Annotated in this window: 15 protein-coding genes and 1 tRNA gene; 12 read left to right on the top strand and 4 right to left on the bottom strand. The window is 64.9% G+C overall.

Annotation, left to right across the window (positions count from 1 at the left end; all coding sequences use genetic code 11):
* The first annotated feature begins 17 nt into the window (after positions 1 to 17).
* The 3 genes from VF631_RS11990 to VF631_RS11980 all read left to right on the top strand — a co-directional run bounded on the left by VF631_RS11990 (position 18) and on the right by VF631_RS11980 (position 1,979).
* Positions 18 to 491 carry a low affinity iron permease family protein gene (locus VF631_RS11990; RefSeq protein ID WP_431850545.1) on the top strand — a complete coding sequence of 158 codons (474 nt, stop codon included), beginning with the start codon at positions 18 to 20 and terminating at the stop codon, positions 489 to 491.
* Between the two features lie 43 nt (positions 492 to 534).
* Positions 535 to 975: a hypothetical protein gene (locus VF631_RS11985; RefSeq protein ID WP_431850544.1), complete on the top strand. Its 441-nt coding sequence runs from the start codon at positions 535 to 537 to the stop codon at positions 973 to 975.
* A 515-nt stretch (positions 976 to 1,490) separates the two neighbouring features.
* Entirely contained in the window at positions 1,491 to 1,979 is a 489-nt protein-coding gene (locus tag VF631_RS11980; RefSeq protein WP_431850543.1) for a hypothetical protein, read from the top strand.
* A gap of 27 nt (positions 1,980 to 2,006) precedes the next feature.
* Here VF631_RS11980 and fixJ read toward each other — a convergent pair whose 3' ends face one another.
* Positions 2,007 to 2,621, bottom strand: coding sequence for a response regulator FixJ (gene fixJ / locus VF631_RS11975; protein ID WP_431850542.1), 615 nt, complete (start codon positions 2,619 to 2,621; stop codon positions 2,007 to 2,009).
* Positions 2,611 to 4,059: a PAS domain S-box protein gene (locus tag VF631_RS11970; protein ID WP_431850541.1), complete on the bottom strand. Its 1,449-nt coding sequence runs from the start codon at positions 4,057 to 4,059 to the stop codon at positions 2,611 to 2,613. The genes fixJ and VF631_RS11970 overlap by 11 nt, the downstream gene beginning before the upstream one ends.
* A 210-nt stretch (positions 4,060 to 4,269) precedes the next feature.
* Between VF631_RS11970 and VF631_RS11965 the strand changes: the two genes are divergently transcribed.
* From VF631_RS11965 to acs, 5 genes are all read left to right on the top strand, one after another.
* A complete protein-coding gene (locus tag VF631_RS11965; protein WP_431850540.1) occupies positions 4,270 to 4,959 on the top strand; it encodes an alternative oxidase in 690 nt (229 codons plus the stop codon).
* Between the two features lie 46 nt (positions 4,960 to 5,005).
* Complete coding sequence (locus VF631_RS11960) at positions 5,006 to 5,386, top strand: response regulator (protein WP_431850539.1); 381 nt, start codon at positions 5,006 to 5,008, stop codon at positions 5,384 to 5,386.
* Positions 5,387 to 5,393: 7 nt separating this feature from the next.
* Positions 5,394 to 5,819 carry a group III truncated hemoglobin gene (locus tag VF631_RS11955; protein ID WP_431850538.1) on the top strand — a complete coding sequence of 142 codons (426 nt, stop codon included), beginning with the start codon at positions 5,394 to 5,396 and terminating at the stop codon, positions 5,817 to 5,819.
* Positions 5,813 to 6,157 (top strand): DUF1971 domain-containing protein, encoded by a 345-nt coding sequence (locus tag VF631_RS11950; protein ID WP_431850537.1) that lies wholly within the window; start codon positions 5,813 to 5,815, stop codon positions 6,155 to 6,157. The genes VF631_RS11955 and VF631_RS11950 overlap by 7 nt, the downstream gene beginning before the upstream one ends.
* Positions 6,158 to 6,654: 497 nt before the next feature.
* On the top strand, positions 6,655 to 8,598 hold the full coding sequence (gene acs, locus VF631_RS11945; RefSeq protein ID WP_431850536.1) for an acetate--CoA ligase: 1,944 nt from the start codon (positions 6,655 to 6,657) through the stop codon (positions 8,596 to 8,598).
* Between the two features lie 77 nt (positions 8,599 to 8,675).
* Here the strand turns inward: acs and VF631_RS11940 are convergent, their stop codons facing one another.
* Complete coding sequence (locus tag VF631_RS11940) at positions 8,676 to 10,136, bottom strand: flavin-containing monooxygenase (RefSeq protein WP_431850535.1); 1,461 nt, start codon at positions 10,134 to 10,136, stop codon at positions 8,676 to 8,678.
* Between the two features lie 44 nt (positions 10,137 to 10,180).
* Between VF631_RS11940 and VF631_RS11935 the strand changes: the two genes are divergently transcribed.
* Positions 10,181 to 11,713 carry a fumarate hydratase gene (locus VF631_RS11935; protein WP_431850534.1) on the top strand — a complete coding sequence of 511 codons (1,533 nt, stop codon included), beginning with the start codon at positions 10,181 to 10,183 and terminating at the stop codon, positions 11,711 to 11,713.
* Between the two features lie 34 nt (positions 11,714 to 11,747).
* Here the strand turns inward: VF631_RS11935 and VF631_RS11930 are convergent, their stop codons facing one another.
* Positions 11,748 to 12,497 carry a DUF1134 domain-containing protein gene (locus VF631_RS11930; protein ID WP_431850533.1) on the bottom strand — a complete coding sequence of 250 codons (750 nt, stop codon included), beginning with the start codon at positions 12,495 to 12,497 and terminating at the stop codon, positions 11,748 to 11,750.
* A gap of 160 nt (positions 12,498 to 12,657) precedes the next feature.
* Between VF631_RS11930 and VF631_RS11925 the strand changes: the two genes are divergently transcribed.
* From VF631_RS11925 to VF631_RS11915, 3 genes are all read left to right on the top strand, one after another.
* Positions 12,658 to 12,747, top strand: a tRNA-Ser gene (locus VF631_RS11925).
* A 173-nt stretch (positions 12,748 to 12,920) separates the two neighbouring features.
* Entirely contained in the window at positions 12,921 to 14,180 is a 1,260-nt protein-coding gene (gene serS / locus VF631_RS11920) for a serine--tRNA ligase (RefSeq protein WP_431850532.1), read from the top strand.
* Positions 14,181 to 14,301: 121 nt separating this feature from the next.
* The gene (locus tag VF631_RS11915) at positions 14,302 to 14,862 is read left to right on the top strand and encodes an esterase/lipase family protein (protein ID WP_431850531.1); all 561 of its coding nucleotides are present in this window, start codon (positions 14,302 to 14,304) and stop codon (positions 14,860 to 14,862) included.
* The last annotated feature ends 8 nt before the right edge of the window (positions 14,863 to 14,870 follow it).

Below are 14,870 nucleotides of genomic sequence, written 5' to 3'. Positions count from 1 at the left end.
TCGCCTTGAGTTGGACAGTGAGCACCAGGTCTGTTTATCACGCGATGCGGGCGGCCGGCGAACTCGGCGGGCGCGCAGCGCGGTTGCGCCTGCGGCCAGGAGAACAGGGCTCGGGACATCGCACTCCAGAAGGGTTTGCTGAAGATGTCGACCATAGCAAGCGTGCGGAGCGCCTCACCCATGTCGGCGTGCTCGCCGCTCACCCTGCGGCTTTCCTCGTCGTCGGCGGCTACGTAGCGCTTTGGTTTGTGCTTGAACGAGAGACGCTCGACCTGCACGGCCTTGCCACGATCGCTACTTGGGTCATGACCCTATTCATACAACGAGCAACTCACAGGGACACTCAGGCGATGCATGCCAAGCTCGACGAGTTGGTCTACTCCCACCAAGGCGCCCGCAACGAGGTCAGCAATATCGATCAGCTAGAGCCGGAGGAGGTTGAGGTGCAGCGCGGCGCGTCCGGCCCTGCATCAGAGCGCGGGACCTTCTGATCCGGATGGCAAACGCGACCGTCGACCAGCACCGGAAATCGACGTGAACGATGGTCACCGGGGAGTGCCGGTCCACCCGGATTATACCAGTGCGATCGGACTGGCTGTTTTCTCCTTTGCAAGCCTGGAATGGAACGCCGTTTGGTGCTGCGAGCGCATCGAGCCTGGAAGTGTAGACAGCCTCGAGGATCGTACGGCCGGCCGCGTTGCCGACACGCTCCTCCACCTCGTGAAGGGGCTCAAGCCTTCCAAAGAGCAGCTCGAGCTTGAACAAGCCGCAGCCGACTTTCGCTTTCTGGTTGGCACCCGGAACAACCTGGTTCACGCCAAGCCGGGCACGGCCGCCGATGGCGCCCATGTTCTACTCAGGCATGGTGATCAGTGGACGCTCGCAGAACTCATCCGTGTGGCCGCTGCCTTTGAAGCATGCAGCACCCGCTTGAACCGCGCATCGCGGCGATTGTTTGGTGATCAGCCCGACTGATCGGGCATCCCGATCTCCGCCATCGGCTGAAAACCGACATTCATCCACAGGAGCTGGCGGTCCGCTCTTTAAGCGCTCATCGAAGCTTCTGACGGTCCGACAGTGGCGTCTAGCTGTCATTCGTTATCCGTGAACGAATGGCCGGAACCCCCCAACCTGGTGACAGAAAGCGGACCGGCTGGTTCCCACCACCTTGGGACAAGTGGCTGACTAGCTGCTGCTGACCCCCTTGGGCCCATCCCGGACGACGCATCGCGGCGTCGAAATGTCTGCCTATCTCAGTTGGGCCGCTGACAGGGACATATGCGTTCCGACCACCTGCCTGAGGATCGAGGCTCAGATCAGGGTGATCGACGCGACTGAATCGCCGAAATCCGAACCAAACGGAGCAGGAGACAGGACAATGGTAATCGACCTCCGGATATCTACTTAGGGATAATATCCGAATTTTAGGCCCATGCCGCCCCCTGTAACTCCTCTTCGCATTCGAAGCATCGAGCGAGGGGAGAACCGACATGCGTCATGAACAGCTTGCAGCCAAGGACAGCTTCACCAAAGTCGACATCGCCGCAGTCTGGCCGGCCAGCGGCCAGATCGCACCTCTGCCGGTTCTCGACATTGACGAGGCCCCTGCCGGAAGCCCGTTCACGCCGACGCCGGCTGCGGCGGATGTTCCGGCCGCCGTCGGCGGGCTGATCGTCACGTCGTACGCCGCGCTCCTCGGGTCTTTCGCCCTGGCGACGGTAAACTCCGCGCAATCCGCCTTCATGATCGCGATCTGCGGCTTGTTCCTGGTTGCATACTTCACGGTGCCGTACCTCTTCTTCCGTCAGGAGCCGAAAGCCGGTCCGCGACCATCGCTCGGTCTCTTCCTGCGGCAAGGGATGGATACCTTCACGGGACGCAGCACGGGCACGGCCGCACTCGTGCAGATGCTGGTGGTGCCGGTGCTGCTGACCTTCGGCGCGCTCGCAATGGGAGTAATCGCCGCAATCTACCTTTAGGAGGAACGCGCCGCCTCGAGGCGCGTGCTAACCGGCGAGCCTGGCGATGGTGGCCATGCGCACCAGTTCCGACAGGCTCGCCGCTTTCATCTTTGTCATCACATTGGCGCGGTAGACCTCCACTGTCCTGGCGCTGATGCCGAGGTCGTTCGCGATCACCTTGTTCGGGTGCCCTTCGACCAGCCCGTTCATCACTTCCGTCTCCCGCTGTGAGAGCGTTGCGATCCGGGCCTTGACCCCCTCGCGTTCCGCATCGGCCTCCTCTTCCCCCGCCTGGCGCGCCAGTGCCGCGCGGATCGCATCCAGGATGGCATGATCGCTGAACGGCTTTTCGAGGAAGTCGGCCACGCCAGCCTTCATCGCCTGGATCGCCATTGGCACGTCGGCATGGCCGGTGATCACTATTACGGGGTCCTTGACGCCGAGCTCCTTCAGGCGGCCAACCAGGTCGACCCCACTCATCTCGGGCATACGAACGTCCGTGACGATGCAGCCATGGTTCATGGTTGCGATCGACTCCAAGAAGTAACGCGCGGAGGGGTAGGAGCGAACCTGCATCCCCGCGCACTCGACCAGGAACGCGAGCGCCTCCCGAGCGGAGTCGTCGTCGTCGATCACATGTACCACCGGCTCAGTCGCCATCGAGCAGATCCTCTCCTTCGATCCTCTTCAACGTGAACCGGAAAACGGTGCCGCCGCCCGGATTTTCCTCGGCCCAGATGCGCCCGCCATGAGCCTCGACGATGGTCCGCGAGATGGAGAGGCCGACACCCATGCCGGTGCGCTTGCTCGTAACGAAAGGCTGAAACAGCTGACCCGAAATGTCCTGGCTTATGCCCGGGCCCGTGTCGGCGACCGAAACAACCGCCATCTGCGGCTCGGCCGGCGCGAGGGTTACCGTTAGCTCACGCGTGGCACCACTGTCGGCCATTGCATCGATCGAGTTGCGGATAAGATTGAGCACCACCTGCTGAACCTGGACCTTGTCGGCGAGCACGAGATCGACCTCCCGGTCGAAGTCGAAGCGCACGCGGACGCCATGCTCCTTGGCTCCCACGAGGCCCAGCGCGCTTGCCTCCTCGATCAGCTTGGGCAGGCTCTCCACCGTGCGTTCGGTGTCGCCGCGGGCGACGAAATCCCGCAACCGTCGAATGATCTGGCCCGCCCGCAGCGCCTCGTCCGCCGCCCTGTCGACGGCATGCGCGACCCGCTCGTGCGGCACGTCTTCCCGCTCGAGCAGCATCTTGCTGCCCTTGAGGAAGTTGGCGATCGCCGAGAGAGGCTGGTTGAGTTCGTGCGCGAGCGACGAGGCCATCTCGCCGAGCGCCGTCAGCCGGGACACGTGCACCAACTCGGTCTGAAGCTCCTGCAGTCGGGTTTCGGTCTGCTGGCGCTCAGTAAGGTCCCGCACGAACCCCGTGAAGAAGCGGCCCTCGTCGATCCGCATCTCGCCCACCGCGAGTTCCATCGGGAAGGTCGAACCATCCTTCCGCTCACCAACTACGACGCGACCCACGCCGATGATGCGCCGCTCGCCAGTCCGGTAATAACGATGCATGTAGCCGTCATGCGCCTCCCGGTAGGGCGCTGGCATGAGTAGGCTGACGTTCCGGCCCGCAATCTCCTGTGCAGTCCAGCCGAACAGCCGTTCGGCGGCCTGGCTGAAATTGCGGATCGATCCAGCCTCGTCGATCACGACCATCGCGTCAGGGACGGTTTCCAGGATTGAGCGCAAATGCGCCTCGCGCCGGGCGAGATCCTGGGTGGTCCTTTCCTGTGCCGAGCGCGCCCGCTGAAACCATTCGCCGCCCGTCGCAACGGCGGCGCCGACCAGCAGGAAGGCGCCCGCCGCAATCATATTGCCGGCTTCCAGTCCGCCGGCGACGCGATCGATCGCAAGCCCGGCCGCTGCGCCGGCGAGAGTGGCAAACAGGCCCGGCCACAATCCGGCGAGTGCGGCCGCAAAGACGACTGCAGGCACGAAGAAGATAAAGGTCGCCCGCTGCCCCAGATAAGGATCAAGGCCCCAGCGCAGTGCCGCCCCGGCAATCACGACCGCGATCGCCAGGGCGCACGCCACCAGCCGCCCCGCGCGCGCAAACCTTTCGCCGATCTTCGCTCCGTGCCGGGCAAGTACCATCGGGGTCTCAGATAGCGGCTCACCGGCGGGTCTGCGACCTCCGGGATTCTACTTAGGATAAAGACCCGAATTCCGGCAGCGGACTCGTGCGGCTAGATCGAATGTACAGCGGCAGGGTGAGAAACCGGCGCCGCAACAAGGAGAACTCGGATGACCGCCCCTCGTATCGACCTCACCGTTCACCATCGTCCCAAGGGCCTATCGGACCGCATCGCGTTCGGCTTCACCAAGATGCTGCGCTGGACCGCCGACACTTTCTTTGCCGAGCGCTACGGCCACCGGGCGGTGGTTCTGGAAACCGTCGCCGCCGTCCCAGGCATGGTCGGCGCCACCATCAACCACCTCGCCTGCCTGCGCCGCATGTGCGACGACAAGGGATGGATCAAGACGCTGATGGACGAGGCCGAAAACGAGCGCATGCACCTCATGACCTTCATCGAGATCTCCAAGCCCACTCTGTTCGAGCGGGCGGTGATCATCGGGGTGCAATGGGTCTTCTATCTGTTCTTCTTCGCCCTTTACCTGATCAGCTCCAAGACCGCACATCGCGTGGTCGGCTACTTCGAGGAAGAGGCGGTGATCAGCTACACCCACTATCTCGCGGAGATCGACGAAGGACGGTCCGAGAACGTGCCGGCGCCCGCGATCGCAAAGCGTTATTGGAGCCTTCCGGCCGACGCCACCCTGCGGGATGTGGTGCTGGTGGTTCGCGCCGACGAAGCGCACCATCGCGACGTGAACCACGGCTACGCCAACGAACTGGCGGGACTTCCGGTCGGCCAAGTCGCCCCGTGCCCTCCCCATGTCGAGCTGCAGCCGACCTGGAAGCAGGCCGCCTGACGACACGAGGCGGCGGTGCTCCGCCGCCTCCCGCCGGGATATGGACATGCCCTCTCGCCCCAAAATCCTGCTCGTCGACGACGATCCAGCCATACGCGCGTCGCTTGCCTTCTCGCTGGAGCTGGAGGGGTTTCTGATCGAGACCTTCGACTGCGGAGAGAATCTCGTGGCGAAGCCCGACTTTCCGCCGGTTGGCTGTCTGGTGCTCGACTACCGCCTGCCCGGCATGGACGGGCTCGCCGCATTGAGAGCGCTGCGGGCTCGAGGTATCGCTCTGCCGGCAGTCCTGATCACCAGCGCTCCCAGTCGCACCGTACGCAACGCAGCAGTCGAAGCGGGGGTGGCCATCGTAGAGAAGCCCCTTCTGTGCGATGCGCTGACCGCGGCCGTGAACGCCGGCGTTCGCTCATTTCCACAAGCCGCCTGAGGGCCTTATGATTGACCAAGCAGAATATCAGGGCATCACCGAGGAAGCGCTGCGCGATCTGGTCGAGCAGTTCTACGCCAGCGTCCGGGCCGATCCGCTAATCGGCCCGACCTTCGACGCAGCAATATCCGACTGGCCTGAGCATCTCGACAAGCTGCAGGCATTCTGGTCCTCGGTGATGCTCACGAGCGGTCGTTACAAGGGCAGGCCGCTGCCAGCGCATATCAAGCATGCCGACGCGATCGACACCCGCGCATTCGAACGGTGGCTCGCTATCTGGAGGCAGACGACAGATCGCCTCCTCGATCCCGAAAGCGCCGCCCTGCTGCAGGCAAAGGCGGCCAGGATCGCCGAAAGCCTGGCCCTTGGCATTCAGTTCAACCGGGATCCCGGGGCAGGGTTCACTAGCGCCCCCAGAGCGGCCGCATGCTGAAGGTCGATCCGGAGCCGGCTCGAGCTCTGCCGGAACCGGCACGTAGAATCCCGCCGGAAATGAGTGTCTACAAGCGAACGCCCCAGTTCCGTTCAGACACCGTGCCCGCAGCCCTGCTGCGCGCGCATTCGACGAAGGCGGACACCTGGGGCCGCATCCGTGTCGTCGAAGGGACACTGATCTACCGGGTCGTGGACGCGCGGCGGCAGCGTCGAGAGTGGGTTCTCACGCCGCTCGATCAAGGGGTCGTGGAACCCACTATTCTCCACGAGGTCGAGCTCACCGGTGCAGTGACGTTCTTTGTGGAGTTCTTGCGCGAGCCGATCCTCCCCGAGTGACTTCGCCGCCGACCCGTATCTAAATCAGAAGAGTTTACCGGATGAGCTTCTTAGGAGGTCCGCTTCCGGGAAGAGCCTGAGCAATCCTGAACGACCGAAGCTCGCGCGTCGCCGCCCAAAAAAGGCCTCGCAGATCGGCCGGATCGGCTCTCTGCATGTTGGAAAAATGACAAAAGAACTAGCGCACCCAGGCAGCGGCCAGAACCGTCAACTCCATTGCCAGCGCCGCCACGGCACATGGCGGCGCTTTGCTTCTACTGGGCCGGCAACACTGATCAGAGCCGAACTACGATTTCAGGTCCACGCTGGGCGCGCAGGTTGGGGCGATAGCGCTTGCGCTTCTGCGCCTTCGACAGCAGGCTGCGGCGATATCGAAGCCGAGGTCTTGGACCCTTGACGCGGAAGGCAGAAGAGGTTCGGAGCTGAAGATCAGTTGGACGTTCTGGTGACGCAAGCGCAGCAGGATCGTCACAGGGCACAGCCCTCAGGAGAGCGATGTGGGTAGAACCTATCCCGTTCCGGACGAGTTCGCGCAAGGCGCCCTCATCAAGGCCGCCGATTATGAGGCCATGTACCGGCGCTCCATCGAGGATCCGGAAAACTTCTGGGCCGGCGAGGCGCGCAGGCTCGACTGGATCCAGCCTTTCACCATCGTCAAGGATACAAGCTTCGACGAAGAGGATTTCCGAATTCGCTGGTTCGCGGACGGGGTGCTCAACGTCTCGGCCAATTGCCTCGACCGGCACCTCGCCGACCGCGGCGACCAGATCGCGATCATCTGGGAAGGCGACGATCCGGCGGAGAGCCGCCACGTCAGCTATCGCGCGCTGCACGCCGAAGTCTGCCGGCTCGCCAATGCCCTGAAGGGTCTCGGCGTCCGCAAGAGCGATCGGGTCACGCTCTACATGCCGATGATTCCCGAAGCCGCGGCCGCGATGCTCGCCTGCGCCCGGATCGGCGCAATCCACTCGATCGTGTTCGGCGGCTTCTCACCCGACAGCCTCGCCGGGCGCATCCAGGATTGCGACAGCCGGATCGTGATCACGGCGGACGAGGGCGGGCGCGGCGGCAAGACGGTGCCGCTCAAGGCCAATGTGGACAAGGCCCTGGAAAGCTGTCCCGGGGTGGAGAAGGTGCTGGTTGTCCGCCGCACAGGAGACGGTCCGGGCCTGCAGGACGGGCGCGACCTCGACTATGGCGAGGCGCTTGCAGCGCAATCGGAGGACTGCGCGCCCGAACCGATGAACGCGGAAGACCCGCTCTTCATCCTCTACACCTCCGGGTCGACGGGCAAGCCCAAGGGCGTGCTCCACACCACGGGGGGATATCTCGTCTGGGCGTCGATCACGCATCAGTATCTGTTCGACTACCGCCCGGGCGAGGTCTTCTGGTGCACCGCCGACGTCGGCTGGGTCACCGGCCACTCTTACGTCGTCTATGGTCCGCTCGCGAACGGGGCGACCAGCCTCATGTTCGAGGGCGTTCCCAACCATCCCGATTTCGGCCGCTTCTGGCAGGTGTGCGACAAGCACCAGGTCAACATCTTCTATACCGCGCCGACTGCCATCCGCGCGCTGATGCGGGAGGGCGACGCTTATGTAAGCCAGGCGAGCCGTTCGTCGCTCCGCATCCTCGGCTCGGTCGGCGAGCCGATCAACCCGGAAGCTTGGGAATGGTATCATCGCGTGGTCGGCGACTCCCGCTGCCCCGTGGTCGATACCTGGTGGCAGACCGAAACCGGCGGGGCGATGATCGCGCCGTTTCCTGGCGCAACGCCGCTGAAACCCGGTTCGGCCACCAAGCCGTTCTTCGGCGTGCGCCCCGAACTGGTCGATGCCGAGGGCAAGCGCCTCGAAGGCACGGCGGACGGCAATCTCGTCATCACCGACAGCTGGCCCGGCCAGATGCGGACGGTGTGGGGCGATCACGCCCGCTTCTTCCAGACTTATTTCAGCACCTATCCGGGCAATTACTTCACCGGCGACGGCTGCCGGCGCGACGAGGACGGCTATTATTGGATCACGGGGCGCGTCGACGATGTGATCAATGTGTCCGGGCATCGTATGGGCACGGCCGAGGTCGAAAGCGCGCTTGTCGCCCACCCCAAGGTCGCGGAAGCGGCGGTGGTCGGCATGCCGCACGACATCAAGGGCCAGGGCATCTACGCCTATGTGATCCTCAACGCGAACGAGCAGGGCAGCGAGGAATTGCGCCGGGACCTGGTCAGCTGGGTCCGGCGCGAGATCGGGCCGATCGCAACGCCGGACGTGATCCACTTCGCGCCGGGACTGCCCAAGACCCGCTCCGGCAAGATCATGCGCCGCATCCTGCGCAAGATCGCCGAGAACGACACCGGGAGCTTGGGGGATACCTCCACCCTCGCCGATCCAGGCGTCGTCGACAGCCTGGTCTCGGGGCGGACGAGCGGGGGCAGTCCGTAGGCGCACGGCACAGAGCAAGCGCAACTGGGCAGCGCCTCAAAGGACTGTCGCTTGAGCCTTCCATTGGAGTTACTTCGTCAGCTCAGTTCCATCTCCTCGTCGTCAACCTTGCCGAAGCGCAGCGTGAGGAGGTCGAGAAGGTAATTCTGGTGCAGCCGCCACGGCCGCTTCGAGCCCTGCTTCGGGAGCAGATGGGCGGCCCGCTGGATGTAGCCCGAGGTGAAGTCTACGAAGGGAGTCTCCTCCACTCCGGGGCCCCAGCGGGGAACGGCACTGCGCGCGCCGCGACGATCCATGTGGCGCAGGAGCCGGCAGAGATAAGCAGCTGTGAGGTCGGCCTTCAGCGTCCAGGAGGCATTGGTGTAGCCAAAGGCATAGGACAGGTTCGGCACGTCGCTGAACATCATCCCCTTGTAGCTGAGCTTGGTCGCGAAATCGGTGGGTGAGCCGTCTATCGAAACCGCGATGTCGCCGAGCAGTTTGACCTTGAGCCCGGTCGCCGTGACAATTAGGTCTGCCGGGAGTTCCGCGCCCGAGAGCAGCTTTATCCCAGACGGCGTGAAGCGTTCGATCTCGTCCGTGACCACGCTGGCGCGGCCGTCGCGGATCGCGGCGAACAGGTCCGAATCGGGCACGAGGCAGAGGCGCTGGTCCCAAGGCCTGTAGCTGGGCGCGAAATGCCTCTCGACGTCGCGATCGGGGCCGAGCTCCTGACGGATGAGGTCGATGATCTTGTCGCGCGTCCTGCCCGGGCGCCGGCGGGCGAGTTGGTAGAAGATCATCTGCAGGGCTACATTCTTGGCGCGGACCAGCCGCGAGGCGAGCTTTGCCGGGAGGAGACGGCGGAGCGCGGTTGCGATCGGGTCGGTTGAGGGCAAGGACACGATGTAGGTCGGCGAGCGCTGGAGCATGGTGACCTGTGCGGCGGTCTTGGCGAGCGCGGGCACGAGCGTCACCGCCGTCGCGCCACTGCCGATCACGACGATGCGTTTGCCGGCATGGTCCAGCCCATCCGGCCAGAATTGCGGGTGGACGATCCGCCCCGCAAAATCGGCCGCATCCGGGAACTCAGGCCGGTGCCCTTCGGCATAATCGTAATAGCCCGAGCAGATGTGCAGCCAGCTACAGGTAAAGCGCACCTTCGCGCCCGTGTCGCTCCGCTCCCCCTCCACCGTCCAGCGCGCCTCTGCCGAGCACCAGGATGCGCTTGCGACCCGGTGCGACAAGCGGATGTGCGGATCGATTCCGCCCTCGCGCGAGGTGTCGCGGATATAGTCCAGGATCACGGGACCGTCCGCGATCGCCTTGCCGTGAGTCCAGGGCCGGAACACATACCCGAGCGTGTACATGTCCGAATCGGAGCGGATGCCGGGATAGCGGAACAGGTCCCAGGTCCCGCCGATCGCTTCCCGGCTCTCCAGGATGAGCAAGCTCTTGCCGGGGCAGCGATGCTTGAGGTGCCACGCCGCGCCGATGCCCGAAAGGCCCGCGCCGACGATCAGGACGTCCACATGCTCCGGCTCTGCTTCACCTGCCACCGGAACAGGCGTAAAGCAGTTCGGTCAGCCTGGGGAGGGGAGCCATGACCGTCATCATCCGCGAAGCCGATATCGTCGAGAGCGTCGCCGACGCGCTCCAGTATATCAGCTACTATCATCCGATGGATTATATCCGGGCGCTGGGCGTCGCCTATGAGAAGGAGGAATCCCCCGCGGCCAAGGACGCGATCGCGCAGATCCTGACCAACAGCCGCATGTGCGCCGAGGGCCACCGGCCGATCTGCCAGGATACCGGGATCGTCACCGTGTTCGTCGAATGGGGCCAGCAATGCCTGCTCGACAGCGACAGCAGCCTGCAGGAGGTGATCGACGAGGGGGTCCGGCGGGCCTACCTCCACCCGGAAAATCGGCTGCGCGCCTCGATCGTCGCCGACCCGGCTTTCTCGCGCAAGAACACAAAGGACAATACGCCGTCCGTCCTGCACGTCGAGATGGTGCCGGGTCACCATGTCCACATCACGGTCGCGGCAAAGGGCGGCGGCAGCGAGAACAAGACCAAGTTCGCGATGCTGAACCCGTCCGACTCGCTGGTCGATTGGGTGCTGGAGATGGTGCCCAAGATGGGTGCCGGCTGGTGCCCGCCCGGCATGCTCGGGATCGGCATCGGCGGCACCGCGGAGCAGGCGATGAAGCTTGCCAAGAAATCCCTGATGGACCCAATCGACATGGCCGAACTGAAGGCGCGTGGCCCGGCTGACGATACCGAGCGGCTCCGGATCGAGCTGCACGACAAGGTCAACGCGCTCGGCATCGGCGCTCAAGGGTTGGGCGGCCTCACCACCGTGCTCGACGTCAAGATCGAGGCCTGGCCGACCCACGCCGCGTCCAAACCGGTGGCGATGATCCCGAACTGTGCGGCCACCCGCCACGCCCATTTCGTGCTCGACGGCTCGGGCCCCGCCTATCTCGAAACCCCCAAGCTCTCCGACTGGCCGGAGGTTCACTGGACTCCGTCGAAGGAATCGAAACGCGTCGATCTCGACACGCTGAGCCCGGCCGAGGTGGCGACCTGGCAGCCCGGCGATCGCCTGCTCCTCAACGGCCGCATGCTGACCGGCCGCGACGCCGCCCACAAGCGCATCCAGGACATGCTGAGTCGAGGCGAGCCGCTGCCGGTGAGCTTCGCCGGGCGTGTCATCTACTATGTCGGGCCGGTCGATCCGGTGCGCGACGAAGTGGTGGGCCCCGCCGGCCCGACCACGGCGACCCGCATGGACAAATTCACCGAGATGATGCTGGCCGAAACCGGCCTCATCGCCATGGTCGGCAAGGCCGAGCGCGGGCCGGTCGCGATCGAGGCGATCAGGAAGCACGGGGCCGCCTATCTGATGGCGGTCGGCGGCGCGGCCTACCTGGTCGCCCGTGCGATCAAGCAGGCACGGGTGGTCGGCTTCGAGGATCTCGGCATGGAGGCGATCTACGAGTTCGGCGTGGAGGACATGCCGGTGACGGTCGCAGTCAGCGCGGACGGCCGCAGCGTCCACCACATGGCCCCGCTCGTCTGGCGCGAGAAGATCGCAAGGATGGCCGCGGCGGAGATGGTGCCGGCGGAATGAAGCGTCACCTCAGCACCGCCGGGTGACTGACAGCTTAGAACGGCAACCAGCGGTTCTTTTCGCTGAAGCGCATGTAGCCGACGTTCGCGCCGAGCCTCAGGCCGACGCCGAGCCGCACCGGGATCAGCACCACGTCGCCGCGACGCAGGTATGAAGCGGTGAAGCCGCCCAGCGCATAAGCGTGGCCTTCGGCGGCCGGGTAGCGCTTGAACAGCTCCTGGCTGTCGTGAAGATTGTACACCAGCACGAACACCTTGTTCGCGTCCGCCCCGAAATCGAAGCCGAGCGTCGGGCCGGTCCAGAACACCGCCTTGTCGCCCTCGACCTGGTGGCGCATCGTGCCTGACCCGTAGCGCACGCCAGCGACGAACGCCCCGCCGGCCTCGCGCCCGGCGATGTAGGCGACCGGCTCGCCCTGGTCCTTGAGGATCTTTTCGATCAGCCCGGCGAGGCCCTCCGCGCCCTTGCCGAACACGCCCTCGGCGGCGCTGAACAGGTCTTCGCGATCGACCGTGTCCTGGACCGGCGCGAGCTTGGTCTGCGGTGTCGCCGGCGTCTCTGGGGCCGCTTGTCCGCTATAATAGGGCTCGGCGGGCTCCGCTTGCCGTGTGCTTTCCTGGGATCCGGGATCGACGGGCTGATATTCGGGGACGGGCTGCGCTTCGGCGGCCGCCTCGATCGGCGCAGCCTGTCGCGGATCGTCGGCATCGACCTGCGCCGGCGCCGCCGCAGCCGCGAACAAGCCGGCCACGGCGGCCAGCTTCAACAAGAAGTGATTGAACATGACGCAAACCCCCACACACTAAGGATTCGGAGGCTAATCCGCTTCGGCGCGCTCCCGCAACGATCCTCGCGACGAGATGAGTCCGAATTGCGCCGGAATGCTTGCTCCTGATCGGTTGAACCCGCCGGAAAGCGCCGCTATAGCCCCGCTCTCGGCGCTCGGAGACGTGGGTGAGTGGCTGAAACCAACGCTTTGCTAAAGCGTCATACGGGAAACTGTATCGAGGGTTCGAATCCCTCCGTCTCCGCCAGAATAGTTCCGCCTCCACAGAAGATCGCCCGCGCGGTCCGATTGGACCTTTGCGGGCGATCATGACCGCAGTGAACTTCACCCGCCAGCGTGCAGGCAGCGTAGGTTGCCGCGACTGGATAGCGGTCCGCCCACCCGCTATAGGCACGCGCTTCCGCCATTCACCGGGACGCCATGCTCAGCCTCCAATTCATCCGCGACAACCGGCAGGTTGTCGAACAGGCGATCGCCGCCAAAAATGTGCGCCTCGATCTGGACGCTTTGCTCGCGCTCGATGGTGAGGTGCGGGCGATGAAGAGCGAGGTCGACGAGCTTCGGCGCCAGCGCAATGAAATCAGCGCAGGCTTCAAGACTGCACCACCCGCCGAGCGACCCGCGCTAGGCGCCAAGGCTAAGGAGATGGGTGCACGAGCCGCAGCGGTGGACAACGAATTGGCTCTTAAGGACGCGCTCCTGCAACAAATGCTATTGAGAACGCCGAACGTCCCTTGGGACGGCGCTCCGGTCGGCCCGGACGAGAACGCCAATCTTGTCGTCCGTAGCGAAGGCACACCGCCCCGCTTCGACTTCGAGCCGCTCGATCATGTCGCCCTTATCGAGAAGAACGATTGGGCGGACCTGTCGCGCATCACGCAGGTCGCAGGCACGCGCCAATATGCGTTGAAGGGGCGGCTGGCCCTGCTCGAGCAGGGCCTGATGTTCTGGGCGCAGCAGCGGCTGGCGGAGAGCGGCTTCACGCTCATGACGGTACCGGCGCTGGCCCGGCCGCAAGCCTTTGTCGCCACCGGTCATTTCCCCGGCCACGAGGAGGAAGCCTATGAGGTGCCCAAGGACCAGCTCTACCTTGCGGGCACCGGCGAGATCGCGCTGACCAGCCTGCATTCGGGCGAGATTCTCGAAGCTGCGCAGCTGCCGATCCTGTACGCCGGCTACTCGCCTTGCTTCCGGCGCGAGGCGGGCAGCGCCGGGCGAGATGTGCGCGGGCTGCTACGCGTTCACCAGTTCCTAAAGCTCGAACAATATGTGATCTGCGCCGATGACGAGGCGGAGTCCGCCCGCTGGCACGAGCGCTTGCTCGCCAATGCCGAGGGCATGCTGCAGGCACTGGAAATCCCTTATCAGGTGATCGAAACCTCGACCGGCGACATGGGGCTCGGCAAATATCGCATGAACGATATCGAAAGCTGGGTGCCGACGCTGGGCAAATATCGCGAAACGCACAGCTGCTCGACGCTGCACGATTGGCAGGCGCGGCGCGCGAACCTGAGATGGCGCGACGAGAACCGTAAGGTGCGTTTTGTTCACACGCTCAATAACACAGCGCTCGCCTCGCCGCGTATCCTGGTGCCACTGCTCGAAAATCATCAGCAGGCGGACGGCCGCGTCCGGCTTCCAGCCGCGATCCAGCCCCTCATGGGCGGCGAGTATCTCTGATCCGGACGAGCAGGCCCCGCCCGGCTGGCGGCGCCTGACGGAAGCCGGGTCGCTGGTCGCGCGGGCCTATCGAGCGTTCGGGCGGCTCGGCGAACGCGGGCCGGCCGATGGCGCGCCCCTGATGGTTATCCCAGGTTTCCTCGCCACCGACCGCACCACGCTTGGCCTGCAACGCGCGCTCGCAGGAGCCGGCTACCGCGTGACCGGCTGGGGCATGGGCCTCAATCGCGGCGTTACCGAACAGACACTGGACTGCCTCGCCGAGCGCATCGCGCGACACGGACGCGGCGGCCCGGTGATCCTGGTCGGCTGGAGCCTCGGCGGCATCTACGCCCGCGAAGTCGCCAAACACCGCCCCGACCTGGTTGATCGCGTGGTGACGCTCGGTTCCCCCTTCTCCGGTGATCGTCGCCGCAACAACAATGTCTGGCGTCTCTACGAAGCCGTCGCCGGCCACCCGGTCAACGCGCCGCCGATCGACACCGACCCGTCCGGGAAGCCGCCGGTCCCCACCCTCGCCCTCTGGTCCCGGCGCGACGGCATCGTCGCGCCCGCGGGCGCCCGCGGGCAGCAGGGAGAGGCTGACGCCGAACGCGAATTGGACTGCACCCACATGGGCTTTGCCGTGAGCGCCAGGGCCTACCCGAAGATCATCGCTGCCGTTCGTGAGTTCCGCGGGTAGGTATTCTG

Source organism: Allosphingosinicella sp., from assembly GCF_036387615.1.
Lineage (GTDB): Bacteria > Pseudomonadota > Alphaproteobacteria > Sphingomonadales > Sphingomonadaceae > Allosphingosinicella.
Note: the sequence above shows the minus strand (reverse complement) of the source record. Positions and strands in the feature narration are given on the sequence as shown.